Source organism: Aeromonas sp. sif2433 (assembly GCF_019218705.1).
Classification (GTDB): Bacteria; Pseudomonadota; Gammaproteobacteria; order Enterobacterales; family Aeromonadaceae; genus Aeromonas; species Aeromonas encheleia.
The window spans coordinates 204,576-230,500 of the sequence record NZ_JAHUXD010000003.1 but is presented as its reverse complement, the minus strand read 5'-3'; the positions used below and the strand labels follow the sequence as shown (position 1 = coordinate 230,500).

Genomic DNA, 25,925 nt, shown 5'->3' with positions numbered 1-25,925 from the left:
TGTAAAAACCAATGACGGGAACACACTTATGGACAAGTTAGGGAAACACCTGGGATGGGTGCTGATGGCGCTGGTTGGCGCCAGTTCACTCGGTTATATCGCCCTCAACCGGGGCGAGCAGATCAACGCACTCTGGATCGTGGTCGCGGCGGTGTGCGTCTATCTGATCGCCTATCGCTACTACGGCCTCTTCATCGCCAAACGGGTGCTGGGGGTCGATGGCAGTCGCATGACCCCGGCGGTGCGCCACAACGACGGTCTGGACTATGTGCCGACCGACAAGAAGGTGTTGTTCGGCCACCACTTCGCCGCCATCGCCGGTGCCGGCCCCCTGGTCGGCCCCGTGCTGGCGGCCCAGATGGGCTACCTGCCCGGCATGCTCTGGCTGCTGGCCGGGGTGGTGCTGGCGGGGGCGGTGCAGGACTTCATGGTGCTGTTCGTCTCCACCCGCCGGGACGGTCGCTCCCTCGGCGAGCTGATCAAGTCAGAGATGGGTCCGGTCGCCGGGGTCATCGCCCTGGTCGCCACCTTCATGATCATGGTGATCATCCTGGCGGTGCTGGCGATGATAGTGGTCAAGGCGCTCACCCACAGCCCCTGGGGCACCTACACGGTCGCCTTCACCATACCGCTGGCGCTCTTCATGGGGATCTACACCCGCTATCTGCGCCCTGGCCGCATCGGTGAGGTGTCGCTCATCGGGCTGGTGTGCCTGATCTTCGCCATCGTCTCCGGTGGCTGGGTGGCCGAGAGCGCGACCTGGGCACCCTATTTCGATTTCGACGGCGTGCAACTGACCTGGATGCTGGTGGGCTACGGCTTCGTCGCCTCGGTGTTGCCGGTCTGGCTGCTGCTGGCGCCCCGTGACTACCTCTCCACCTTCCTCAAGATCGGCACCATCATCGGCCTGGCCATCGGCATCCTGATCATGCGGCCGACCCTGCAGATGCCGGCCCTGACCCAGTTCATCGACGGCACGGGCCCGGTGTGGGCGGGGAGCATGTTCCCCTTCCTGTTCATCACCATCGCCTGTGGCGCCGTGTCCGGCTTCCACGCGCTGATCGCCTCCGGCACCACCCCCAAGATGCTGGCCAACGAGAACCAGGCCTGCTTCATCGGCTACGGTGGCATGTTGATGGAGTCCTTCGTCGCCATCATGGCGCTGGTCTCCGCCTGCGTCATCGATCCGGGCGTCTACTTCGCCATGAACAGCCCACTGGCGGTGCTGGCCCCGGCGGGTACCGCCGATGTGGTCACCTCCGCCGCCGCCGTGGTGAGCGGCTGGGGCTTCCAGATCACCCCTGATACCCTGACCCGCATCGCCAGCGAGGTGGGTGAGCAGAGCATCATCGCCCGTGCCGGCGGTGCCCCGACCCTGGCGGTCGGCATGGCCTACATACTGCACGGCGCCCTCGGCGGCCTGATGAACGTCGCCTTCTGGTACCACTTCGCCATCCTGTTCGAGGCGCTGTTCATCCTCACCGCAGTGGATGCCGGCACCCGCGCGGCGCGCTTCATGCTGCAGGATCTGATGGGGGTGATCTCGCCGTCCCTGAAGCGGACCGACTCCCTGCCGGCCAACCTGCTCGCCACCGCCCTGTGCGTGCTGGCCTGGGGTTACTTCCTGCATCAGGGGGTGGTGGATCCCCTCGGTGGCATCAACACCCTGTGGCCGCTGTTTGGCATCGCCAACCAGATGCTGGCGGGCATGGCGCTGATGCTCTGTGCCGTGGTGCTGTTCAAGATGAAGCGCCAGGCCTATGCCTGGGTCGCCCTGCTGCCGACCAGTTGGCTGCTGATCTGCACCCTGGCCGCCGGCTGGGAGAAGACCTTCAGCGACAATCCAAAACTGGGCTTCCTGGCCATTGCCAACAAGTTCCAGGCGATGATCGACAGCGGCACCATCCCGGCCCAGTACACCGAGTCACAGCTGGCCCAGCTGGTGTTCAACAACCGCCTCGATGCGGGGCTTACCATCTTCTTCATGGGGGTGGTGGTGGTGCTCGCCGGCTTCTCCCTCAAGACGGCGCTGCAGTCGTTGCAGAGCGATCAGCCGACCGCCAGGGAGACCCCCTATCAGCCGATGCCGAAGCATCAGGGTGCAGCCCGGCCCCAGCCGGATGACGATGCCGATCTGGCCCCGGCCAGCCCCAATAACTAAGGCCTGAGTCCGGCGCCTGCGGGCGCCGGACCCTCATCTACGCATCAAGGAGGTAGCATGTTCGATACCCTGGCCAAGGCGGGCAAGTATCTGGGACAGACCGCCAGGCTGATGGTTGGCGTGCCCGACTACGACAACTATGTGCAGCACATGCGGCTGACTCACCCCGAGCAGACCCCCATGAGCCACGAGGAGTTCTTTCGCGAACGGCAGGATGCCCGCTACGGCGGCAAGAATGGCGGGCGCTGCTGCTAGGAGCCGTTGAGGTTGCGGCGCGGTCGCGCTGAAAGCTCAACGGCCCCTCATACATTCATCACCGGAGCCCATCATGACGCAAGCGGTAGTGGTCACCCTTTCTTGAATGGTTTTCTCGGCTCTGGCCAGATATATCCCCTCACCACAGGACTTTCATCATGACCCAGGCTGTAGCGGTCACCCTGCTGACCGGTTTTCTCGGCGCCGGCAAGACCACCTTGCTCAACCATTTCCTGCGCCACCATGCCGACGCCTCCGTGGCCATTCTCGAGAACGAGTTTGGCGCCGCCAACATAGACGGCGCCCTGTTGCAGCGGGGGGAGTCGGTGCAGGTGATCGAGCTCAGCAACGGCTGCGTCTGCTGCAGCGTGCGCGGCGAATTCCGGGCGGCGCTGACCGGCCTGCTGGCCCGGCGGGCGGCGGGGGAGTTGCGGTTCGAGCGGCTGATCGTCGAGACCACGGGGCTCGCCGATCCGGCCCCCATCATCCAGACCTTCTTCGTGGAAGAGGCATTGAGGGATGCGCTGCGCCTGGATGCGGTCATCACCCTCGCCGATTGTGAGCACATCGCCCGCCAGCTGGACGAACATCCGGTGGCGGCGGCCCAGCTCGGCTTTGCCGATCGCATCCTGCTCACCAAGACCGACCGGGTGGACGGGGCGACGCGGGAAGCTGCCATCGCGCGAGTCCACGGGATCAACCCCAAGGCGCAGATCATCGACATAGTGCAGGGGGAGTGCCCGGCCGAGCTCTGGCTGGATCTGGATGCCTTCGCCCTCAGCGACGAGCTGAGCCTCAGCCCCGGCCTCAACATAGTGCGTGCCGGTCGGCAGGGTTTCGAGGCGTTTCGCCCGCTCTCGGCCCAGCCCCGCTCCTGGCACGACGCCATTTCGGCTCAGCTGTTCGAGGGGGCCGAGCTGGATCTGAAGCGGATCGGCGCCTTTATGGAGCAGTGCGTCGAGCAACATGGCAACGACATGCTGCGCTACAAGGGGGTGCTGGCCATCGCCGGCGAGGCGCGCCGGCTGATAGTGCAAGGGGTTCACAGGGTGGTGGGCTTCGATTACGGCTCCCCCTGGGGAGAGGAGCCACCGCGGTCGCGGCTGGTGATCATTGGTCGCTACCTGCCCGTCGAGGCGCTGCGGGAGGGCTTTGCCCGGACGCAGGCCGGAGGAAATACGACAGATGCGTGAATCACTGAGAGAGAAGATCATCCAGGTCTGCCACCAGAAAATCGCGCAGAAGGGAGAGGCGGTCGGCGTCTCCTTCTATGCATTTTTTGCCAACAAGAACGATGATCCCGCCTTGCTGATGGAGGCCGCCAGCTGGTGGATCCAGACCCACAGGCTCGATCACTTCGAGAAGGCCCGGAAGATCATCGCGCTGGTCGAGGGGATGAAATAGGGACGGGGATGAGACAACAAGGGCTCCTGATGAGGAGCCCTTGTTGTTTGTGGCCATAGCCAGCGAGTGGCTTTAGTTGGCTTGCGCCAGTCCGGCCGTGCGGCGGGAGAAGATCAGGCTGTCCAGCAGCCAGATGGCGACCATGGAGGCCCCCACCAGCGGGAAGCAGATCCCGAGCAGCACCAGCACGGCCAGCGCGCCGCGCATGGGCGGCAGCACGGCCGGCAGGGGCGGTGCGGCGAGCCGGCCTTGCGGGCGGCGGCTCCACCATATCCAGAGCCCGCTCACCGCACTCAGCAACACCATCAGGCAGATGATCAGCATGACGAGTTGATGGGGCCAGCCATAGAGCTTGCCGGTGTGCAGCATGACGCCTGTCTCCACCACCTTGGCGACCGGGCCGTAATCCTGCCAGCGCACGTCGGCCAGCACCTTGCCGCTGTACTGATCGATATGCAGGGTGGCGTCGTTGCGCGGATCGTCGGCGAACAGGGCTATGGTGTAGACGCCGCTCTTGCCGGCCGGCGGCGTGATGCTGTAACCCGGGGTAACCTTGCGCTCTCTGGCGATCTCGACCACCTGTTGCAGGCCGATGCGATCCTGCGCCATGACCATACCGTCATGCTCGCCGCCCTGGTTCATGGCACTGTGATCGTGGCCCTCAGACGCCGGTTGCGCAGCGGGTGAGGCCGTCTCTGGCATCGCCATGGCAGCCATCTGGTCGGGCGCGACCGAGCTCGGCATGGGGGTGCTCTCCATCGCCCAGGGCACCGTCTGGTCATGGGGCTGGTTGAGGCTGCGGGCGAGGGGGGCCGACTTGGGCACCTCGTTCCACATGGCGGCCGGGAAGCGATTCCAGACGTTGGCGAATTGATCCCCCCAGAAGCCGGTCCAGGTCATGCCGCTCAGCAACAACAGCAGCAGGAAGCCGGCGCCCCAGAAGCCGATCACGGCGTGCAGGTCGCGCCACCAGAGCCGCCCACGCTGATTCATTCTGGGCCAGAGAATGCCGCCGACGCCGGGCCCCTTGCGCGGCCACCACAGGTAGAGGCCGCTGACGAGCAGCACTATGCCCCAGCCGGCCGCCAGCTCGATCAGCCGATCCCCGGTGGTGCCAAGCAGCAGTTCCGCATGCAGGGCGCGGGCCACCGCCTGCAGATTCCACTGGTTGTCCATGGTGCCGAGCAGGGCGCCACTGGCGGGATCCATAAACAGGGTCAGTTCGCTACCCTGGCGCTTGACGACAAACTGGGCGCTCAGATCCGGGGCAGCAGGGGGCAAGTACTTGCTCAGGCTGGCGTCCGGCATGGCGGTCAGTGCCTTGGTCCACAACACATCCGCGCTTAGGGCCTTGGCCTGCAGTGGGTCGGCACTCTGGGCGTGAGCGGCGGGCTGCACCTTCATCAGCTCGGGATAGAGCAGGTTGTCGAGCTGGGGCTTGAACAGATACACCATGCCGGTGAGGGAGAGCAGGATCAGAAAGGGGGCGACGAACAGGCCGGCATAGAAGTGCCAGCGCCAGATCCGCTGGTAATGATTCGCGTCGTGGTTTTTCATCTCTGATCCTTGCGGCGGTGGCAAACGTTACGGCTGGTGGAACCTTTGGGTGGCGCGGATGATAGCAGCAACGTTTTGTTAACTGCAATAAAACAAAGGTGGCTCGATCATAGACGGAGAATGCCTGCGAGCAGGAGGCCTGACAGAGGGTAAACAGGCCGGAAAGAAGACGATAGTCACCCGGTGGAGCAGATGAGCATTGTGGATCAGCGCCGATGGGGATGCTGGTTCTGACGGGTAAAACGGGGATGACTGCGGCGGTAAAGAGGGGAGGGAACGTCATGGGTGTGGCACATCATAGAGAGGGCGATCCAGCTCTTAGCTCAGGTTGATAAACCACTTGTCCCGCTCGTCGACGCAGTCGGGCTCACCCATCTCGAACTCCCGGCAGATGAGGGGCGCACTTCATAGAGGCGGCACATCATAGATAGGGCGATCCAGCGCTGCCGTGCGGTGGTCAGGAAAGGTTGATAAACCACTTGTCCCGTTCGTCGATGCAGTCGGGCTCACCCATCTCGAACTCCCGGCAGATGAGGGGGCGGACTTCATAGATGCGGCACATCATGGTGTTGCGATCCAGCGCCGCACACCAGCCATCTTCCAGCCGGTGCATCACGGGCACCTGTCCTTCTATCTCGTCCACATAGCGATCCGGTACGCCGGTATCGGTGAACAGCATCACCTCTAGGCGGCAACAGCAGGCTTCGCAATTCTGGCAGCTGACTTCGGGCGGGTTGGCTTGGGACATGGCTCATCTCATGGTGTGTGACTGGGTTGGCAGGGGAAACAGGCGCCGATAAAGGCGCCTGTACACCGGGCTCAGGTCAAACCTTAGCCCAGCTTGCGGGCGCGATAGGTGCGGCCCTTGATCTTGCCTTCCTGCAGCCGCTTGAGGGCGGCGCTCGCCACCTGGCGTTTGACCGCCACGTAGGAGTGCTGCTCCGAGATCTGGATCTTGCCGACGTCGGCACCGGCGATGCCGCCTTCGCCGGTCAGGGCGCCGAGGATGTCACCGGCCCGCACCTTGGTCTTGCGGCCCGCATCGATGGAGAGGGTCACCATCTGCGGCGCGATCGGCTTGATCTCGCGGCCGATCCCGGCCAGATCCCCTTGCGGGATGGGAGCCTGCTGGTACTCCTCGATCAGGTTGACGCGCTGGGCCTCGTTCGGCTGATAGAGGCTCAGGGCCAGGCCCTGCTGGCCGGCACGACCAGTACGGCCGATGCGGTGCACGTGCACCTCGGGATCGTAGGTCAGCTCGTAGTTGATGACCGCGCCCAGCTCCTTGATGTCCAGCCCACGGGCGGCCACGTCGGTGGCGACCAGTATGGTGGCGCTGCCGTTGGCGAAGCGTACCAGCACCTGGTCCCGCTCGCGCTGCTCGAGATCGCCGTTCAGCGCCAGCGCCGAGAAGCCCTTGGCGGCCAGATGCTCGGCCACGTCGTTGCAGGCGCGCTTGGTGTTGCAGAACACCACGCAGGAGCTCGGCTGATGGTGGCTCAGCAGCCAGGTCAGGGCGTCGAGGCGCTGACCGGCGGGCACTTCATACAGCTTCTGCTCGATGGCGCTGCCCTCGTGCAGGGACTCCACGCTCACCTCGACCGGATTGCGCTGCACGCCGCGGCTCATCTGGGCGATCCCCTCCGGGTAGGTGGCGGAGAACAGCAGGGTCTGGCGGCGCTCGGGCGCATAGCTGATGACTTTATTGATGTCTTCGCCAAAGCCCATGTCCAGCATGCGATCCGCTTCGTCCAGCACCAGGGTCTCCAGGCTGGAGAGCTCCAGGGTGCCCTGCTCCAGATGCTTGAGGATGCGGCCAGGGGTGCCGACGGCGATGTGGGCACCGAAGCCCAGGGTGGCGGACTGAGGCGCGGTCGGGGTGCCGCCACACAGGGTCACCAGCTTGACGTTCGGCAGGGCGCGGGCCAGACGACGGATCTCCTGGGCGACCTGATCCGCCAGCTCGCGGGTCGGGCAGAGCACCAGGGCCTGCACGTCGACACGGTTGACGTTGAGTCGGGAGAGCAGGCCGAGGGCGAAGGCGGCGGTCTTGCCACTGCCGGTTTTTGCCTTGGCGATCAGGTCTTTACCGTCGAGCACCAGGGGCAGGCTCTGAGCCTGGATCGGGGTCATCTGCAGATAACCCAGGCTGGCGAGGTTCTCCAGCAGGGCGGGGGAGAGGTTGAGGCTGCTAAATTCGCTGTTGTTCACAAGAGGACTCTATATCGGGAAAACGGGCTGCGCGTGGCGCAAGGGCGCGCATTGTACCAGAGAGTGCCGCCGCGTGGGATGGATTGTGGCGGATTTTTGAACGCCGGAGCCGAAGGCGTCGGCCAGGCGGGGATCCCGTGACAGGGAGGTTGGGAGTCGATCCGCCCCAGCGTAACGATCTCGATGGCTATTGACTAATTATGCGTAAACGAGATAAACGTTTTCCATCTGATTTGATTAAATATTTCGATGCCGAGCCGGTTTTTAATGGGCTGACAGCCAGACGGGTCTGGGGGAAATAATGAGGAAATAGAACGCCATGCGAAGAAGTTGAAATATAACTCATTGTTTTTTATTTGATATTTTTATCATAAGAGGTGATGAGACTCTTATTTAATGATTAATTAATTTAAAAACGTTTGTATTATCCTGGGTGCATATTTTTACCGCAGATTGTGATGGCTATCTGATTTTTAAATATGCAAATCTCTATGATGGCGCCGGTCAAAAATTACAATTCACTCAGGTGCTACTGGTATGGAATACGTTCACTTTGTGCTCGGACTGGTGATGGTCCTCGTGCTCGCGTTGCTGGCTAACCGCCACAACTGGAAACAGATCAAGCTGCGCTATATCGGCCAGCTGTTGGTGGTGGAACTGGCGCTGGCCTGGTTCATGCTGAACTCCGAAGTGGGCCTGGCCGTGGTGGGTGGCTTCGCCGCCGGCTTCACCAAGCTGATGGAGTTTGCCAAGCAGGGTACCGACTTCGTGTTCGGTGGCCTGGTCAACGAGGGAGCCTTCTCCTTCTTCCTGATGGTGTTGATGCCCATCGTCTTCATCTCGGTGCTGATCGGTATCTTGCAGTACATCCGTCTGCTGCCCATCGTCATCCGTGGCATCGGCACAGTGCTGGCCAAGATCAACGGCATGGGCAAGCTGGAATCCTTCAACGCCATCAGCTCCATGATCGTCGGCCAGTCCGAGAACTTCATCGCGCTCAAGAACACCCTGCCGCACCTGAACGAGAAGCAGATGTACACCCTGGCGGCGACGGCTATGTCCACCGTCTCCATGTCCATCGTCGGTGCCTACATGCAGCTGATCGAGCCGCGTTACGTGGTGGCCGCGCTGGTGCTCAACATGTTCAGCACCTTCATCGTGCTGTCGCTGATCAACCCGTACGAGCCGGACAACTCGGTCACCGATCTGAAGGCTATCGCCGAGGGTGACGAGCACCATACCCCGAAGAAAGAGAACTTCTTCGAGATGCTGGGCGAGTACATCATGGCCGGTTTCTCCGTGGCCGTGATCGTGGCCGCCATGCTGGTCGGTTTCATCGCCCTGATCGCGCTGGTCAACTACCTGTTCGAGATGGCATTTGGCGTCAACTTCCAGTACGTCATGGGCTACATCTTCTATCCGATCGCCTGGATCCTGGGTATCCCCAGTGGTGAGGCGCTGCAAGCCGGCTCCATCATGGCGACCAAGCTGGTAACCAACGAGTTCGTGGCCATGATGGATCTGGGCAAGATCGCCGCCGATCTGTCCCCGCGTACCATCGGCATCCTCTCCATCTTCATGGTGTCGTTCGCCAACTTCAGCTCCATCGGCATCATCGCCGGTGCGGTGAAGGCGCTGAACGAGGAGAAGGGCAACATGGTCTCCCGCTTCGGTCTGAAGCTGGTGTACGGCTCTACCCTGGTGAGCCTGCTCTCCGCGGTGATCGCCGGTGTGATGATCTAACCTTCACCCCATTTATGCTGATAAACCCCTGCCCAGTCAGGGGTTTATTTTTTCCTGGCCCGGAACTTTTCTATTTTATCCTGCTCTGAACTGATTGAATGAAAATGAACCAGGACCGGGAGAACAGGATGAGATGGTTGATATGGGGAATGGCAATGCTGCTGGCTGGCTGCGCCGCCAAGGGGGACACACCGGAGCAGAAGCGGGGCTATGTGCAGGAGATGCGCGAGCAGGTGCTGAGCGAGCTTTATCAGGAGAAGGCGAGCATCCGTGATGAGGTGCAACAGGCCAAGGGTTATGCGGTATTCTCCAGCGTCAACAACAGCCTGGTCTTTGTCAGCGCAGGCAGCGGTTTTGGTGTGGTGCGGGACAATGGGACCGGTCAGGATGTCTACATGAGCATGGCCAATGCCGGGGTGGGGCTGGGTCTTGGCATCAAGGACTTCAGGGCGCTGATCCTGTTCAACGATGCGGAGGCGCTGAAGCACTTCATCGAGGTGGGCTGGGAGGCGGGGGCGCAGGCCGATGCGGCGGCACGCTCCGGTGACAAGGGCAGCGAATTGCTCAATAAAACCGCCAGCACGGGGACCAAGAAGGTGACCGTCTATCAGCTGACCCAAAGCGGTCTGGTGTTGCAGGCGACCCTGCAGGGTTACAAGTACTGGACCGATGATGAACTCAACGCGCCCGGTCCGGCCGAGGTGCAGACGGTGCAGTGATCTGTCATGAGCTCATCTTATTGTGCGAGATCGTTGAACCATGCTGGTTAGCTATCTTGAGGGCTAATGAGAGCGGTCAGGGCCTTTGCCTCTGCATGAATGCAGGACGATATGCGTAAAAAAGGGTCCCGAGGGACCCTTTTTGTTGTGGTTGATGGTTAAGGTATCAGGCCAGGGAAAGTCAATATGTTGCTGGATACCCCATTGAGCTCGGCTTGGAAGTTGGTACTGCCGAGGGGAATAACCAACACATAAGTATTGCCCAGCCCCAAGGCCAACAGACCGCCATTCATGCGCCAAGTCGCACTGCTGGTCACATTCTGTGTGCTGCCGTCCGAGTAGTGGCCTATCGCCGTGAAGGTGATAGTCCTTACCGTGTTCAGCAAGTTAATACTGCTGGTGGAGCTGATTACCAAGCTGCTCAGCACCGCATTGCTGACGGTGACCGGTAGCGAGGCTGTGACACCCTGTACGTTGACACTGACGTTTGCACTGCCGACGGTGACCCCAGTCGCCAGGCCCGTCGACGTGACGCTGAATACGCCGGGGTTGCTGCTCAGCCAATTGGCCTGAGCGGAGACATCCTGAGTGGTTGTGTCGCTCAGCGTCGCCGTGACCTTGAGCTGTGTCGATGTGCCCGCCGCCAGCGGGCTAATGGGCGCGATAGCCACGCTGACGACCACTGCATTGGACACCGTCACTCCCAACGTGGCGCTCTCTCCATTCAGAGTCCCTGTGATGGTGGCAGTTCCCGGTTGCAGCGCAGTGACCAGGCCGGAATTGAGGCCAACACTCGCAATGGCTGGGGCACTGCTGGTCCAGCTGACATTGGCGGTGACATCTACGGTGCTGCCATCGCTGTAGCTACCCTGGGCGGTCAGTTGACCCGTCAGCCCTGCAGCCAACGTTAAGGGCGGTACCGTGATGTTGAGTCCACCCGGATTGAGGGCGGCACTGGTCACGGTGATCAACAGGGTCGCATTTTGCCCGTTCAGAGTACCGGTGATCACTGCAACACCCGGCGTAACCGCAGTGACCAGGCCGGTGTTGAGGCCAACGGTAGCAACGGCAGGGGCGCTGCTGGTCCAACTGACATTGGCTGTGACATCCAGGTTGCTGCCATCGCTGTAGCTACCATTGGCGACGAGCTGGCCGGTCAGGCCGGCAGCCAGGGTCAAAGGTGGCACTGTGATGGTGAGCCCACCGGGATTGATGGCTGCGTTGGTGACAGTCACCAGCAGGGTTGCAGTTTCTCCATTCAGGGTGCCCGTGATGGTGGCGATTCCCGGCGCGGCAGCAGTGACCAGACCGGTGTGGAGGCCAACGGACGCAACGGCAGGGTTGCTGCTGCTCCAGCTGACGGAGGTGGTCACATTCACGTTGCTGCCATCGCTATAACTACCATTGGCAACCAGTTGACCTGTCAGGCCTGCGGCCAGGGTCAGAGGCGGTGTGGCTATGGTCAGTCCACCTGCATTGAGCACCGCATTGCTGACGGTGACTGACAGGGTCGCACTCTGGCCGCCCAGGGTACCAGTGATGGTGGCGGTGCCGGGGGCGACGCCAGTGACCAGACCGGATGCATCGACGGTGGCGACAGCCGGATCACTGCTGACCCAGCTGACGGAGGCGGTCACATCCACACTGCTGCCATCGCTGTAGCTGCCGTTGGCGGCAAGCTGACCGGTCTGACCGGCTGCCAGCGTCATGGGCGGCACCGTGATGGTGAGCCCACCTGCATTGATAGTGGCGTTGGTGACGGTGACGGAGAGCGTTGCACTCTGGCCATCCAGGGTGCCGGTGATGGTGACTGTGCCGGGGGCGACAGCGGTGACCAGACCGGTCAGGCTGACGGTTGCGATGGCAGGATCACTGCTCCACTGGACATTGGCGGTGACATCCGCGCTCGTGCCATCGCTGTAGGTTCCGCTGGCGGCAAGCTGACCCGTCAGGCCAACGGCCAGCGTCATGGGCGGTACCGTGATGGTAAGTCCACCGACATTGAGGGTGGCGTTGGTGATGGTGACGGAGAGCGTTGCGCTCTGGCCGTCCAGGGTGCCGGTGATGGTGGCGGTGCCGGGGGTGACGCCAGTAACCAGACCGGATGCATCGACGGTGGCGACAGCGGGGTCACTGCTGGTCCAGCTGACGGAGGGGGTTACATTCACACTGCTGCCATCGCTGTAGCTGCCGTTGGCGGCAAGCTGCCCGGTCAGGCCGGCTGCCAGCGTCATAGGCGGTACCGTGATGGTGAGCCCACCTGCATTGAGGGTGGCGTTGGTGACGGTGACTGAGAGCGTTGCGCTCTGCCCATCCAGGGTGCCGGTGATGGTGGCGGTGCCGGTGGCGACGCCAGTGACCAGACCGGATGCATCGACGGTTGCGACAGCCGGGTCATTGCTGGTCCAGCTGACGGAGGGGGTTACATTCACACTGCTGCCATCGCTGTAGCTGCCATTGGCGGCAAGCTGACCGGTCAGGCCGGCTGCCAGCGTCATGGGCGGTACCGTGATGGTGAGCCCACCGGCATTGAGGGTGGCGTTGGTGACGGTGACTGAGAGCGTTGCGCTCTGGCCGTCCAGGGTGCCGGTGATGGTGGCGGTACCGGGTGCTACCGCGGTGACCAGACCGGTCAGGCTGACGGTTGCGATGGCAGGATCACTGCTGCTCCATTGGACATTGGCGGTGACATCTGCGCTCGTGCCATCGCTGTAGGCACCGCTTGCGGTAAGCTGACGACTCAGGCCTACGGCCAGCGTCACTGGCGGCACCGTGATGGTGAGCCCGCCAGCATTGAGGGTGGCGTTGGTGACGGTGACGGAGAGCGTTGCGCTCTGGCCATCCAGGGTGCCGGTGATGGTGGCGGTACCGGGTGCTACGGCGGTGACCAGACCGTTCAGGCTGACGGTCGCGATGGCCGGGTCACTGCTGCTCCAGTGAACATCATGGGTGACATCTTTGGTCGTGCCATCGCCATAGGCTCCACTGGCTGCAAGCTGGCTGCTCTGGCCTGCTGCCAGCGTCAGGGGAGGTACAGTGATGGTGAGTCCACCGACGGTGAGGGTGGCATCGGTCACCTCCAGCGTGGCGGCGTTGCTGGTCACGCTCTGAAACTTGGCCGAAATGATGGTATTCCCTTCATTGAAGGCGGTCGCTTCACCGACCAGGTCTATGGTGGCTACGTTGCTGTCCGAACTATCCCAGTCGACCTGACTGGTGAGATCCTGCGATGAGTTGTCGCTGAAGGTCGCCATGGCCTGGTATTGCTGCTTGGTTCCTTTGGGCAGTGATTTGGCTGCGGGGGTAATCTGGATAGACGTGGTAATGGCATTGGTGACGGTCAGTGTTGCACTGCGGCTGATGGAGCCAAAAGTGGCGCTGATAGTTACTTGGCCAACGCCTGCGCCAGTTACCAGCCCTTGACTATTGACGCTCGCGACAGCGGCATTGCTGCTGCTCCATTGCACCAGGCTCGAGATATTCTGGCTGGAGTTGTCTGTGAAAGTAGCGACAGCCTGTAGCTGGGTTTTGGTGCCGAGGGCAATCGAACTTGTCGCGGGAATGACTTGCAGCGTTTTGAGGCTGGTATTGGTGATTTTGATACTGGCGCTGCCAGTGACGCCAAGCAGGCTGGCAGAAAGAGTGGTCGAGCCTGCCGCGATTCCGGCGACCAATCCGTTGCCGTCTACGGTCGCAACGGCCTTATTGCTGCTTAGCCATGCGACCTGAGAAGAGACATCCTGCACACTCTTGTCGTTCAAGGTGGCGATGGCGGTCAATTTGGTCTTGGTACCGATGGCCAGTTGGAGGTCGGCCGGGGTGATCTGGATCTTGCTGATCGTCAGATTCACCGCCGAGACGCGGGTCTGACCGGTGACACCTTGCAGGGTGGCACTGATAATGGCGTCACCGAGGGCGACGGCAGTAATTTTTCCCTTGGCATCGACTTTCAATACCGCCGGTTTGTTGCTCTGCCAGCTTGCTTGGGTCGACACATCTTTGGTGCTGTCATCGGATAGGGTGGCGATGGCTTGCAACTGCAGCGACAACCCCTTGGCCACCTTGGTAGTGGGGGGGATGACGCTGATCTTGGTGGCAATGGCATCGGTGATGGTCAGCGTGGACGCATTGCTGGTGACCCCCTGATAGCTGGCCGTTATCTCGGTCTTGCTGATTTTGAGTGGTTTGGCCATGCCTTTCTCATCGATGGTGGCAATGCTGGTGTCGGCACTGCTCCAGGTGGCCAGAGCCGTGATGTCTTCCGTGGTGTTATCGCTATAGGTTGCAATAGCCGAATATTGGGTGCTGATGCCGAGCGGGGTGCTGGGATTGGCTTCGGCCCTGGCCTTGGTGCCTGCGGTGTCGGCAGAGATATCGATCTTGGTCAGCGTCTTGGCGCCTGGAGCGGGGGACTCACTTCCTCCTCCCCCTCCTCCACCACCACAACTGAATAAGAAGAGGGTAAGAAACAGTGAGAGAAATACATTCATTGGTTTGCTCATGGATATTCCCCTTTGATCTCTGTGCTTAATCTGAGACGAGATTCCCCTTGTTTTTAGGGGCGACGAATCTTGCAGAGATGGTGTTCTCTGTTCTCGCTAAGCACTAAAGTGCAGTAACTTGTTGAAATTATGACGTTAAGTCCCTTATTTTATTCGGCAGGAATATATTTGAATTATTTCCATTGTGTTGTTGTGGACATATTTTTGGTTTGCGCAAAATGCTACTAACAAGATTATTAATTTGTGGTTTGTTAATATGTCTAGGTTAGGTGGCTCGGTATTTCAACCACCATTGATATAATTAAAATTATGAGGAATAGGCCGAATTGGTATAAAAAGTTATATCGAGCATCGGTCTCATCTGTGACGATGGGATCAAGGAGAGGGAACCGAGTGAGGCGTATCTTGTGCCAGCTGTGAGGACGGGGGCATTACTGTGTGAGCCTGAGCGGCCCACAGCGGTGAGCCTGGAAGGCAAGTCGAGATGCGACGGCTTGCCGGAAGCTATGTCGGCCAGGCGGCTCAGTGCCAGCAGTCAGCCCATAGGGCTTGAATACAGCCCCTGTTTATCTGGTTATGTCAGCTTGCCTCTGAGCAACCACTTGTCCAGCGCATTGGCGAAGCGTTGCTTGTCGGCCGCGTTAAAGGGGGCCGGGCCGCCGGTCTGGACCCCGGCCGAGCGCAGCTCCTCCATGAAGTTACGCATGCCGAGCCGCGCCTGTATGGTCTCGCGGGTGTAGATCTCGCCCCGGGGATTGAGCGCCTCGCCGCCGGCATCGATCACCCAGGAGGCCAGCGGGATATCGCCGGTAATGACCAGATCGCCGGGCATGACTTGCTGGGCGATCACGTGATCCGCCACATCGAACCCCTTTTCCACCTGCTGGGTCTTGATGAAGGGAGAGGGCGGTACCCGCAGTCCCTGATTGGCCACCAGGGTGGTGACAACCTGGGCACGGTGGGCGGCGCGGTAGAGGATCTCCTTGACCGGGAGGGGGCAGGCATCGGCATCAACCCAGATGGGCATGGCATGGTTTCCTGTGTCTGAAGCGAGGGCCGCATCTTAGCACGGCTGACGCAGGGCGGCTGCCCCGGGGCTGAGTCGGTCCCGGCTTTCGTGTAAGCTGGTCCGATGAACATGAACGAGAAGGACGTGCAGATGGATCGGGTGCCCAGTGACGTGATTTATGGCCTGACTCTGGATGGCAAGGGGGGCATGCAACCGCTGGAGCCAGGCAGCGAGATCCCGGGGCCGCAACCCAGCTGGCTGCACCTGGATTATGGCAATCCGGAGTCGGCCCGCTGGTTGCTGCACACACCTCTGTTCAATGACGCCGTGCGTGAATCCCTGCTCGGCCATAGCAACAGGCCCAAGCTGGTGCGGATGGGAGAGGCGGTGCTGTTGATCCTGCGTGGTATCAACCACAACCAGGAGCACCGCCCCGAGGAGATGGTGGCGCTGCGCATCTACATCGCGCCGGACCTCATCATCAGCAGTCGCCGCCGTCCTCTGTTGTCGGAAAAGGACGTCTTCGAGCAGTTGAAACTGGGAGGGGGCGCGGACTCTCCCGCCGACTGGCTGGTGGAGATCTGTGATGCCCTGACCGAGCGGGCGGGGGAGTTCGTTGAGGAGCTGCACGATCAGATCCTGGAACTGGAGGAGAGGGTGCTGACCCGCGACTTGCCCGCCAATGGCCGGTTGGCGCTGATCCGCAAGCAGCTCATCATGATCCGCCGCTATCTCTCCCCCCAGCGGGATCTGGTGGCGCGGCTCGCCAACGAGAAGATCAGCTGGCTTGACGAGGATGACCGCCGCCGCCTGCTCGACATCGCCGACCGGCTGCGGCGCTGGCTGGACGATCTGGATGCCGGCGTGGCCCGCACCGCGGTGTTGGCGGACGAGATCAACAACCTGATGGCGGAGGCGACCAATCGCCGCGCCTACCAGATGTCGGTGATGGCGCTCTTGTTTCTGCCCGCCACCTTTCTGACCGGCCTGTTTGGCATCAACCTGGGGGGCATCCCGGGGGCGGAGAGCCCGACCGCGTTCTGGGTCTTCAGTTGCTCGCTGCTGACGCTGGCGACTGGGCTGGCAGTCTGGCTCAAACACCGACGCTGGTGGTAAGGAGCGAATATGACCATGTGGCAATCTTTTGGTGTGACCCTGCTGCTGTTGCTGGGCCACACCCTGATCCGCAGCCTCATTCACAAGAGCCTGCTGGCACTGGCACAGAGCCGGCAGGTGAGCGAGAACCGGGTGCTCTATGTGGAGCATGTGTTTCACTTCCTGCTCGGCAGCGCCACCCTGCTGATCCTGGCGGGGGTGTGGGGGCTAGACTTCTCCCGGCTGGTGGTACTGGCCTCCTCCTTCTTTGCCGTGCTCGGCGTCGCCATGGTGGCGCAGTGGTCGATCCTCTCCAACATCACCGCCAGCATTACCATCTTCTTCGCCTTTCCCTACAAGATTGGCGACAGGATCCGGATCCTCGACAAGGATGACTCCGTCACCGGCGTCATCACCGAGATCGGCCTGTTCTATGTACGGGTGCGGGATGACAACGGCGATCTGGTGACCTACCCGGCCAACCTGATCCTGCAAAAGCCGGTCAGACGACTGGAGAGCAAGGAAGCCGAGCCGTTGCAGCCGGAATAACAAAAGGCTCCTCCCGGAGCCTTTTTGCTATCGTGATAACTTCTCAGCGCTCGTAGAAGCGGTAGAGATGCTCGACCTGGATCGGGCAGTCCGCCACCCGATGGATGTGTTCGCGCGCATCCTCCTCCGAGGCGAATCTCACCGGGCAACCCAGGGTGTCCGTCATCTCGTACAGGCGGCCATCCTGGCCACGAAACTCCACGAGCCAGCCCGGAAAGGCGATGTCGTGCAGGATCTCCGCCTCCTTGAAGCGGCGTTGCTGATTCAGTGTGCGCAATTCGCTGACCGTCATGACATCCTCCTATGACTCATGGCACCACCCTCAAGTCTAGTCGCCGCCAGCCAGGGCGGCATGCCACCCGGAGGGCTGAGTGCCGAGCCTCTCGCCGTTCAGGTGCCGGCAGGCACATCAGGGGGCCGGTGGCTCCCTGGGTGGCTGCAGGGCGATCAGCAGCTCGCCTGCCTGCGGCTGGATAGGGCCGGTGACGACATGGGGTTTCGCCCTGGCATCCAGCACGAACAAGGGGATGGCACCCGGATTGGCCTCCTGGTACTGGGCCCAGTCAAAGGCGTCGCTCAGCCGGGTCGCCTTGATCTGGCCGCCCCGGCTCAGCAGGCCGCTCAGACGGGCGAAGTTCATCTCGGGCCCGAACAGGTTCTGGCGGGCGCGGAAGGTGGCGCTCTCCCGGTTCGCCTTGCCGTGCTGTTCGCTGGAGCGCAGGGAGTGGACCCTCTCCTCCCCATAGAGGTGGGCGAAGTGCAGCACGCCGAGGGCGTTGTTGTGCCGGTTGGGGGAGAGGGCCAGCACTGTGCTGATGCTGGTGAGGGGCAGATGACGCTCGGCGTGTTCCGACTGCGGGTTGCCGAAGTAGCAGGGCAGGTTGCTCATGCGCGCCAGCTTGCAGTGTTCCCAGGCCGGGTCGGACAGATAGACGGGAACGCCCTGATCCGACAGCGCCTTGCCTATGGCGCGAGCCACCGAGTTGGCGCCGATCAGCAGCCAGGTATTGGGACTGGGCTGGCGCATGCCGAGCAGGCGGGCCAGCGGGACCGAGGTCAGACTCTGCAGCACCACGGTGGAGATGATGACGGCAAACACCAGGGGCACCAGCTTGTCGGCATCCGGGATGCCTGCCTGGTGCAGGCTGATGGCAAAGGAGGCGCTCACCGCCGCCGCGACTATGCCTCGCGGCGCTATCCAGCTGAGCAGGGCGCGGGCCCGCCAGGGGAGATCCGACCCCAGGGTCGAGACCAGGATGCAGAGCGGACGCGCCACGAATTGCACCACCCCCAGCAGCACCAGCACCATGGGGCCGAGCTGCCAGAGCTGGGCCAGATCGAGGCGCGCCGCTAGCAGGATGAACAGGGAGGAGATGAGAATGACGGCGAGATCCTCCTTGAACTCCAGCACCTCCTCCAGATCCAGCCCCTCCTGATTGGCGAGCCAGATGCCGAATACGGTCACCGCCAACAGGCCGGACTCGTGGCTGAGCCAGTCCGACAGGGTGAAGCTGACCAGCACCAGCGCCAGTACCCCGAACTTGTGCAGGCTGACCGGCAGCCAGTCCTTGCGGATCAGCAGGGTGGTGAGCCAGCCCGCCGCGACACCGATCAGGGTGCCGACCCCCACCGTCTTGGCCAGCGCCAGCAGGGTATGGTCGATCAGATCCCCATGGCTGCCGAGCCGCACCGCCTCGAACACCAGCACCGCAAACAGGGCGCCGATGGGATCGATGACGATCCCCTCCCAGCGCAGGATCTTGTCCACCTCCCGCACCGGCCGGATCACGTTGAGCATGGGGGCAACCACGGTCGGCCCGGTTACCACCAGCACGGCGCCGAGCACCATGGCGACGCGCCAGTCCAGCCCCAGCAGCCAGTAGCTGGCGGCGCCTATGATCGCGAAGCTGGTCAGCATGCCGATGGAGCAGAGGTTGCGCACCACCTTGCCGATCCCCTTGAGCTCGGCCAGATGCAGGGTCAGTGCCCCTTCGAACAAGATGATGGCCACCGACAGGGACACCAGCGGGAACAACAACTCCCCCAGCAACTGATCCGGATCGAGCAGACCCGTCATCGGGCCGAGCAGCAGGCCGCTCAGCAGCAGAAACAAAATGGCGGGCACCCGCAGGAACCAGGCCAGCCATTGCGCCAACAGGGAGATCAGGGCGATCCCCGCCAGGGAGAGTGCGATCATGCCAACCTCGGGCAGGTGAGGGGGTTGGGAGTAGTGTAGTGGGGAAGGAGGGCAAATTGACACCCGCTCGCGGCGGAGGGGCGGCGCCTCCCTGCTGTACCGGAGGGGCCTTGCCGGGTGAGCTCGCCTAGATGGGGCTTTCTTTGTGAAGCTCGGCGACGCAGTCGGCCACCGCCAGCACCAGCGCCGAGCGCACCACCTGATCGAGCCGGTTGAGCTGCATCTGGTAGAAGGGCCAGTCCTCCTCGTTGGCGGGCGGATCCTGCGGCATCATGCCGCCCTGGTTGAGGCCGTGCAGGCGAGCCAGCAGATCGCGGATCGGCTTGTCGCTGAAGCGGTAATCCTTGGGGTCGCGCACCAGAAAATCGCGGATCTTCAGGTAGGCTTCCAGATCCTGATAACGCTCGAGGGAGATGAGGCCGAGGGCGAAGATGAGCTTGAGGCGCACCTCCAGCTGGCCGAGGGGACCGCTCTGGTTGAGCAGGGGCTCGATGGCGTATTTGACGGCATACTCCTCCTGGCGAAAGGCTCGCCGCATCAGGGAGTCGACCGCCTCTTCCAGGATGGTCACGACCTCGAGGAAGAAGCCACGGGGGCCATCTTGCTCGTTCAGTCGTTCCAGTACTTCATCTTCCTGGTGTGTGGTCATAGGTGTTTTGGGTCCGGCTGACAGGGAGAGAGCCAGGCTCTCTCCCGGTTTTTAACTAAGGGGCACACCGGCCTTGCGGGTCAATGTGCCACCTGCAGGTCATTACAGAGTCTGGTAGCGGGCGACGATGGCGGCAACGATGTCACTGTCTGCCACGAGGCCGGTCACCCGGGCCAGCGTGGCGGCCGGGCCCAGTTCGGCCAGCAGGGCCTGCAGCTCCACCGCCTGGGGATCGTCGGCATTGTGGTAGTGCAGCGCCGCCGCTATGCCTTCCTGCAGATGGTCGCTGGGCAAGCCGTACTCCAGGGTGCCGAGCAGGGGTTTCACCAACCTGTCCCCGGCTTCCAGCTTGCGCAGCGGCTGACGGCCGACCCGGTCTATCTCGTCCACCAGATAGGGGTTGGCGAAACGGGCCAGGATCTTCTCGATGTAGGCGGCATGCAGCCGTGGATCGAAGCCGTAGCGCTGCACCAGCACGGCACCGCTCTCCTCCATGGCCCGGCGCACCTTGCTGCGGATCAGCGGATCCTCGATCGCCTCGCGCACCGTGCGATAGCCGCGCAGCTTGCCGAGGTAGGCGGTCACTATGTGGCCGGTGTTGAGGGTGAACAGCTTGCGCTCGACGAAGGCCATCAGGTTGTCGGTGGTCTCCATGCCCGCCACCCGGGGCAGCTCCCCCTTGAACTGGGTCTGGTCGACGATCCACTCGCTGAAGCTCTCCACCGTCACCTCCAGCGGATCGTCGTTGGCCGCGGCGGGCGGCACTATGCGATCCACCGCGGAGTCGACGAAGCCGACGCAGGATTCGAGCGTGACATGATACGCGACCGGCAGGTACTTGAGTACCTCCTGCTTGAGGTGGCTGGTGCCGCGCACCATGTTCTCGCAGGCGATGACGTTGAGCGGGCTCAGGTTGCCGGCATCGAAGCGGGCCTGCAGCCCCTTGGCCAGGGTGCTGGCAATCTTGTCCAGTATGTTGGGACCCACCGCCGTGGTCACCAGATCGGCGGTAATGATACGGGCGATCACCTCGTGGCCGGCGGAGCTGACCGCCGCCACGTTGCGCACCACGTCCAGCTTCTGATCCGTCCCCACCACGTGCACCTTGTACTCCTGGCGATGGTTGAGCTGATCGATCAGGGTCTCGTTGACGTCGGCGAAGGTGACCTGGTGGCTGGCGTCCGCCAGCAGTTTACCGATGAAGCCACGTCCGATATTACCGGCACCAAAATGCAATGTTTTCATGATATTAACCTCTATAACCAAAGATGATGAAGAGTTACGCGGCCTGTTCGGCACCCAGCAGATTCAGGAACTCCTGGGGATCCGTGGTGCTGGCCAACCGGTCGATGAGACCGGGTTCATCCAGTGCATTGGTCAGTCGGGTTATTACCTGCATGTGTTCGTCGTTGCGGGCGGCGATGCCGATCACCAGCCGCGCCACCTCGTCGGCGGCTTCGCCAAAGGCGACCCCGGCCGGGTACTGGCAGATGACGATGCCGGTACGCTTCACGTGTTGCTTGGCGGCTATGGTGCCGTGGGGCACGGCGATGGATTCGCCGAGGTAGGTGGAGACCAGCTGCTCGCGTTCCAGCATGGCGTTGACGTAGTCGGGCGCCACGTAGCCCCTCTCGGCCAGCAGCGCGCCGGCGGCCAGGATGGCGGCCTCCTTGTTGTCGGCCTTGAGCCCCAGATGCACGTCCTGCAGGCTGAGGCTGAACACCTCGGCGGCCTGCGGCTCGTAGCTGTCATCGTTGGCCGCCACCAGCAGCTGCGGGTTGGCCAGATCGTCGTTGGCGGCGCTGGCCAGGCTCAGGTTCTGCACCAGCTCCTGATAGAGGGCGTTGTCGAGGAAGTTGGTCAGGGAGATGTGGTGGGCGTGCGGCGCATGACGACGAGCCCGCTCGGTCAAGTCTCTGTGGGTGATGACCCAGTCCACCTGATCGTCGAGCTGATCGATGGCGCGGTTGGTCACGCTGATGTCGAGCCCGGCGGCCTGCACCCGCTTGCGCAGCATGCCGGCCCCCATGGCGCTGGAGCCCATGCCCGCATCGCAGGCGACCACTATGTTGCGCACCGCCATCAGTTCGCCGCTCGGCTTCTTGGCCGCCGCGGTTTCGGGTTTGGCACCCTTCATGGCCTTCATCTTGCGGGTGGCTTCACCCAGGGCGTCGGCTTCGTCCGCTTCCGGCTGCTGGGCACGGACGAACACGGCGGAGACCAGGAAGGAGACCAGGGTAGAGCTGATGATGGAGAGCATGACCCCGATCAGGGAGGCCTTGGGCGTCATCAGCAGCACGGCGAAGATGGAGCCCGGTGAGGCGGGGGAGACCAGACCCGCGTTGAACAGGGTCAGGGTGAAGACCCCGGTCATGCCACCGGCGATCACCGCCAGGATGAGGCGCGGGTTCATCAGCACGTAGGGGAAGTAGATCTCGTGGATGCCACCGAAGAAGTGAATGATGGAGGCACCGGCGGCGGACTGCTTGGCGGCGCCACGGCCGAACACCATGTAGGCCAGCAGCACGCCCATGCCCGGGCCCGGGTTCGCTTCGATCAGGAAGAAGATGGAGCGGCCCTGCTCGGTCGCCTGCTGGATGCCCAGCGGCGAGAAGATGCCGTGGTTGATGGCGTTGTTGAGGAACAGGATCTTGGCTGGCTCGACGAAGATCGAGGTGAGCGGCAGCATGTGGTTATCCACCAGGAAGCCAACGCCACCGGCCAGCACGCCGGACAGAACCTTGACGAAGGGGCCGATCACGAAGAAGGCGAGGATCGCCAGCAGCATGCCGATGAGGCCGGCGGAGAAGTTGTTGACCAGCATCTCGAAGCCGCTCTTGACCCGGCCTTCCATCGCCTTGTCGAAGCGCTTGATGGCCCAGCCGCCGAGCGGACCGACCATCATGGCGCCCATGAACATCGGGATGTCGGTACCGACTATGACCCCCATGGTGGTGATGGCACCGACCACGCCGCCCCGTTCACCCCCGATCAGCTTGCCGCCGGTGTAGCCAATCAGCAGCGGCAGCAGGTAGGTGATCATGGGGCCGACCAGCTTGGCCAAGGTTTCGCTTGGCAGCCAGCCGGTGGGGATGAAGAGGGCGGTAATGAAGCCCCAGGCGATGAAGGCGCCTATGTTGGGCATGACCATATTGGACAGGAAGCGTCCAAAATTCTGTATCTTGACTTTGGTATCCGGTGATAACATGTCGGGACCCCGTTTTAAGCCTGTTTGATTAAGAGTGGTAGTCGGGATGACGGGTTTTGCCGAACCCCCATCCCAGTCGTCTAAGCAACTTCAATCTACCAGCTCGCGATCGAATTAGGCTGAAAACGGGGCATCTTGTGATCTGCCTCTCAATTACCCCGACCTCCTCCCTCCCTTCCCAGTGATCAAGATCACAGTCATGGGCTGTATTCTGGTTACATCTCGTTCATCGTCGTCGAATTGGCCTCATTAATGTGACGAGTGTCACTCCTTGCTGTTTGCGCAAACAGGATGTCAATGTGATGCTAGTCACAAGTTGGTAATTTGTACTCAAACGAGGCAATTCATCGGTGGTCGATCCCGGGGGAGATGACGATGGATCGATCCTGGTTTGCCTCTGTTGACTAATGAATGATTAGGTTTTGTAACCCACTTTCAGTTTTCAACCCCCGCATCACGGCCATGACAACCCCGATACCTGCCGTCCGCCACGCCCAGATCCCGCTCGCCAAGCGGGTGCTATTCACCGATAGGGTGCCGTCGGTGTCGTGAGCCGGGCGTAAAAAAGCCCGCCGAGTGGCGGGCTTTTTGAATCGAGCGGGTGGCTGCGACTTACTCCGCCTTGGGAGCAGCTTCAGCCTCAGCCGGTGTCTCAGCCGGTGCCTCGGTACCCTCGGCGATCGGGGCTTCCGGTGCCGGGCCCGGCACCAGCGCGACCGCCGGCTTGGCGATGAGGGAGCGGGTCTCTTCCACCGCCTCGCTCAGCCTGACCTCGATGATCTGGCCCAGCTCATAGACCACCTCGGTCTTGTCCAGGTAGACGCGGCCGTTGTCCCAGTTGCACTCCAGCCTGTCCTTGTTGTCCAGGATGTGGCGGGCGGGCATGAACACCACGGCGCCGTTCTCCTGCAGGCGCAGCTTGAGGCCGGCGCGCATCACGTCGATGATCTCGGCGTTGAACAGCTGATCGGTGCCGGCGGCAGCCTGGAGGTAACGGACATAGAGCCAGTCACCGATGTCGCGCTCGACCCTGCGGTGCAGGCGGCGGCATTCCGTCAGGTGCTCGGTCAGCTCCTGGCTCGGGCGCTCACCCGGGGTCTTGCCGGCGATGACGGCCTTGAGCAGGCGATGGTTGACCATGTCGCCGTACTTGCGGATCGGGGAGGTCCAGGTGGCGTAGGCATCCAGCCCCAGGCCGTAGTGGGCACCCGGCTCGGCGGACATCAGCGCATAGCTCTGGAAACGGCGGATCTTGCCGTCCAGCCAGCGGGTGTCCAGACTGTCGATCCAGCGGCGCAGGGCGCAGAAACCGGTCAGGCTGGCGATCTCTTCCTTCTCGAACGGGGCCTCGGCGCTCTTGAGCAGCTCGATGGCACCGTCGAGGGACTCCTCGTCGAAGCCGGTGTGGACGTTGAAGATGCCGTAGCCGACGCTCTTGCCCAGCACCCGACCGGCGCAGATGTTGGCGGCGATCATCGACTCTTCGATCATCCGGTTGGCGATGCGGCGCGGCTCCACGTGAATGGCCAGCACGGCGCCGTTTTCACCCAGCTCGAAGTCGTAGTCGGGACGATCCGGGAACACCAGGGCGTGCTCGGTGCGCCACTTGATGCGCGCCTCTGTCATGGCCTTCATCAGCGGCAGCTGGGCCATGACGCCTGCGTCGATGTCCAGTGCCTTGCCGTGCTCGGCCCAGTCGGAGACCTCGTCATAGTTGAGACGGGCGTGGGAGATGATGCGGGCGGCGAAGAACTCGGTCTCCTCCAGCAGCAGGCCATCTTCGGCGATCAGCAGGCGGGCGCACAGGGTGTTGCGCTCCTCGCCCTCTTTCAGGGAGCAGAGCTCGTCGGAGAGGGTGCGCGGGATCATGGGCACGTTGCGGCCCGGCATGTAGACGGTGAAGGCGCGCTTGGCGGCTTCCTGGTCCAGCTCGCTGCCTTCGGCCACATAGGCGGTCGGATCGGCGATGGCGACCAGCAGCTCCCAGCCGTTGTCCAGCTTGCGGATGGACAGGGCGTCATCCATGTCCTTGGTCTTGGCACCGTCGATGGTGAAGAAGGGGATGGCGGTCAGGTCGGTGCGCGGCAGCTCTTCCTCTTCGATCACCTTCCACTCGGGCAGGTCCGCCGGCTCGATCTGGGCCAGGTTGTGGCGTGCCAGCACCACCCACCAGGGCACGTTGTGATCGTCCTTGTCGGCGATGAGCTGGGTGATCTCGGCGGAGAAGTTACCATCCACCAGGGCGTGACGCTTGAGGGTCGCCACCACCCAGTCCCCTTCCTTGAAGGACTTCTCATCCAGCCCCTTCTTGGCGCGGGCCTTGATGGCGTCCTTGATGAGGGGATGGTCAGGCACCACGTTGAGGCGGTCGCGGAACATCTTGACGCGACCGACGAAGCGGGTCACCGCCTGCTCCAGCAGGGCATCCGGCTCGGCCACTTCCTTCTCTTTCTCGGTACGGATCAGGGCGCTCACCCGGTCACCGTGCATCACCTTCTTCATGTAGGGAGGCGGCACGAAATAGCTGGTCTTCTCATCGACCTCCAGGAAGCCGAAGCCCCGATCGGAGGCGCGGATCACACCCTCTTTCTTGGGGATGTTTTCGCGGATTTGTTGCTTGAGCTGGGCCAGCAGCGGATTGTCTTGGAACATAAGTGAGGAACCTG

At 62.3% G+C, this 25,925-nt stretch carries 19 protein-coding genes and 1 pseudogene; 8 read left to right on the top strand and 12 right to left on the bottom strand.

Features of this window, described 5'->3' with window-relative positions:
- Positions 1-28 precede the first annotated feature (28 nt).
- The 4 genes from cstA to KW825_RS06455 all read left to right on the top strand — a co-directional run bounded on the left by cstA (position 29) and on the right by KW825_RS06455 (position 3,820).
- Positions 29-2,161: a pyruvate/proton symporter CstA gene (gene cstA / locus KW825_RS06470; RefSeq protein ID WP_218328672.1), complete on the top strand. Its 2,133-nt coding sequence runs from the start codon at positions 29-31 to the stop codon at positions 2,159-2,161.
- 57 nt (positions 2,162-2,218) lie between these two features.
- Positions 2,219-2,416 carry a YbdD/YjiX family protein gene (locus KW825_RS06465; RefSeq protein ID WP_042651977.1) on the top strand — a complete coding sequence of 66 codons (198 nt, stop codon included), beginning with the start codon at positions 2,219-2,221 and terminating at the stop codon, positions 2,414-2,416.
- Positions 2,417-2,574: 158 nt separating this feature from the next.
- On the top strand, positions 2,575-3,609 hold the full coding sequence (locus tag KW825_RS06460; RefSeq protein ID WP_218328671.1) for a GTP-binding protein: 1,035 nt from the start codon (positions 2,575-2,577) through the stop codon (positions 3,607-3,609).
- Entirely contained in the window at positions 3,602-3,820 is a 219-nt protein-coding gene (locus tag KW825_RS06455; RefSeq protein WP_218328670.1) for a DUF6500 family protein, read from the top strand. Before KW825_RS06460 ends, KW825_RS06455 begins: the two co-directional genes overlap by 8 nt.
- Before the next feature lie 72 nt (positions 3,821-3,892).
- Here the strand turns inward: KW825_RS06455 and KW825_RS06450 are convergent, their stop codons facing one another.
- The 4 genes and pseudogenes from KW825_RS06450 to dbpA all read right to left on the bottom strand — a co-directional run bounded on the left by KW825_RS06450 (position 3,893) and on the right by dbpA (position 7,588).
- Positions 3,893-5,377, bottom strand: coding sequence for a PepSY domain-containing protein (locus KW825_RS06450; RefSeq protein WP_218328669.1), 1,485 nt, complete (start codon positions 5,375-5,377; stop codon positions 3,893-3,895).
- 318 nt (positions 5,378-5,695) lie between these two features.
- Positions 5,696-5,802, bottom strand: a pseudogene (locus tag KW825_RS20530) (YkgJ family cysteine cluster protein); the annotation flags it as partial.
- Between the two features lie 32 nt (positions 5,803-5,834).
- Complete coding sequence (locus KW825_RS06445; RefSeq protein ID WP_042651981.1) at positions 5,835-6,125, bottom strand: YkgJ family cysteine cluster protein; 291 nt, start codon at positions 6,123-6,125, stop codon at positions 5,835-5,837.
- A gap of 83 nt (positions 6,126-6,208) precedes the next feature.
- Entirely contained in the window at positions 6,209-7,588 is a 1,380-nt protein-coding gene (gene dbpA / locus KW825_RS06440) for an ATP-dependent RNA helicase DbpA (RefSeq protein ID WP_042651982.1), read from the bottom strand.
- Between the two features lie 537 nt (positions 7,589-8,125).
- Here dbpA and KW825_RS06435 point away from each other — a divergent pair.
- A complete protein-coding gene (locus KW825_RS06435; protein ID WP_218328668.1) occupies positions 8,126-9,331 on the top strand; it encodes a NupC/NupG family nucleoside CNT transporter in 1,206 nt (401 codons plus the stop codon).
- 128 nt (positions 9,332-9,459) lie between these two features.
- On the top strand, positions 9,460-10,050 hold the full coding sequence (locus tag KW825_RS06430) for a YSC84-related protein (protein WP_218291077.1): 591 nt from the start codon (positions 9,460-9,462) through the stop codon (positions 10,048-10,050).
- A 158-nt stretch (positions 10,051-10,208) separates the two neighbouring features.
- Here KW825_RS06430 and KW825_RS06425 read toward each other — a convergent pair whose 3' ends face one another.
- Entirely contained in the window at positions 10,209-14,552 is a 4,344-nt protein-coding gene (locus KW825_RS06425) for an Ig-like domain-containing protein (RefSeq protein WP_218328667.1), read from the bottom strand.
- Between the two features lie 574 nt (positions 14,553-15,126).
- On the bottom strand, positions 15,127-15,579 hold the full coding sequence (locus KW825_RS06420; RefSeq protein ID WP_218291079.1) for a YaiI/YqxD family protein: 453 nt from the start codon (positions 15,577-15,579) through the stop codon (positions 15,127-15,129).
- 105 nt (positions 15,580-15,684) lie between these two features.
- On the opposite strand from KW825_RS06420, the gene zntB reads away from it, so the two are divergent.
- A complete protein-coding gene (gene zntB / locus KW825_RS06415; protein WP_218328666.1) occupies positions 15,685-16,677 on the top strand; it encodes a zinc transporter ZntB in 993 nt (330 codons plus the stop codon).
- 9 nt (positions 16,678-16,686) lie between these two features.
- A complete protein-coding gene (locus KW825_RS06410; protein WP_218328665.1) occupies positions 16,687-17,205 on the top strand; it encodes a mechanosensitive ion channel domain-containing protein in 519 nt (172 codons plus the stop codon).
- Positions 17,206-17,248: 43 nt separating this feature from the next.
- On the opposite strand, the gene KW825_RS06405 is transcribed toward KW825_RS06410, so the two are convergent.
- The 6 genes from KW825_RS06405 to KW825_RS06380 all read right to left on the bottom strand — a co-directional run bounded on the left by KW825_RS06405 (position 17,249) and on the right by KW825_RS06380 (position 25,911).
- Positions 17,249-17,497, bottom strand: a complete 249-nt coding sequence (locus KW825_RS06405) for a hypothetical protein (protein ID WP_042651987.1) — start codon at positions 17,495-17,497, stop codon at positions 17,249-17,251.
- A gap of 117 nt (positions 17,498-17,614) precedes the next feature.
- Positions 17,615-19,402 (bottom strand): sodium:proton antiporter, encoded by a 1,788-nt coding sequence (locus tag KW825_RS06400; protein ID WP_218328664.1) that lies wholly within the window; start codon positions 19,400-19,402, stop codon positions 17,615-17,617.
- Between the two features lie 127 nt (positions 19,403-19,529).
- Positions 19,530-20,051 carry an MltR family transcriptional regulator gene (locus KW825_RS06395; protein ID WP_033131764.1) on the bottom strand — a complete coding sequence of 174 codons (522 nt, stop codon included), beginning with the start codon at positions 20,049-20,051 and terminating at the stop codon, positions 19,530-19,532.
- 102 nt (positions 20,052-20,153) lie between these two features.
- Positions 20,154-21,296, bottom strand: coding sequence for a mannitol-1-phosphate 5-dehydrogenase (locus KW825_RS06390; RefSeq protein ID WP_218328663.1), 1,143 nt, complete (start codon positions 21,294-21,296; stop codon positions 20,154-20,156).
- 34 nt (positions 21,297-21,330) lie between these two features.
- On the bottom strand, positions 21,331-23,259 hold the full coding sequence (locus KW825_RS06385; RefSeq protein WP_218328662.1) for a PTS mannitol transporter subunit IICBA: 1,929 nt from the start codon (positions 23,257-23,259) through the stop codon (positions 21,331-21,333).
- A 612-nt stretch (positions 23,260-23,871) separates the two neighbouring features.
- On the bottom strand, positions 23,872-25,911 hold the full coding sequence (locus tag KW825_RS06380) for an exoribonuclease II (protein ID WP_218328661.1): 2,040 nt from the start codon (positions 25,909-25,911) through the stop codon (positions 23,872-23,874).
- Positions 25,912-25,925 lie beyond the last annotated feature (14 nt).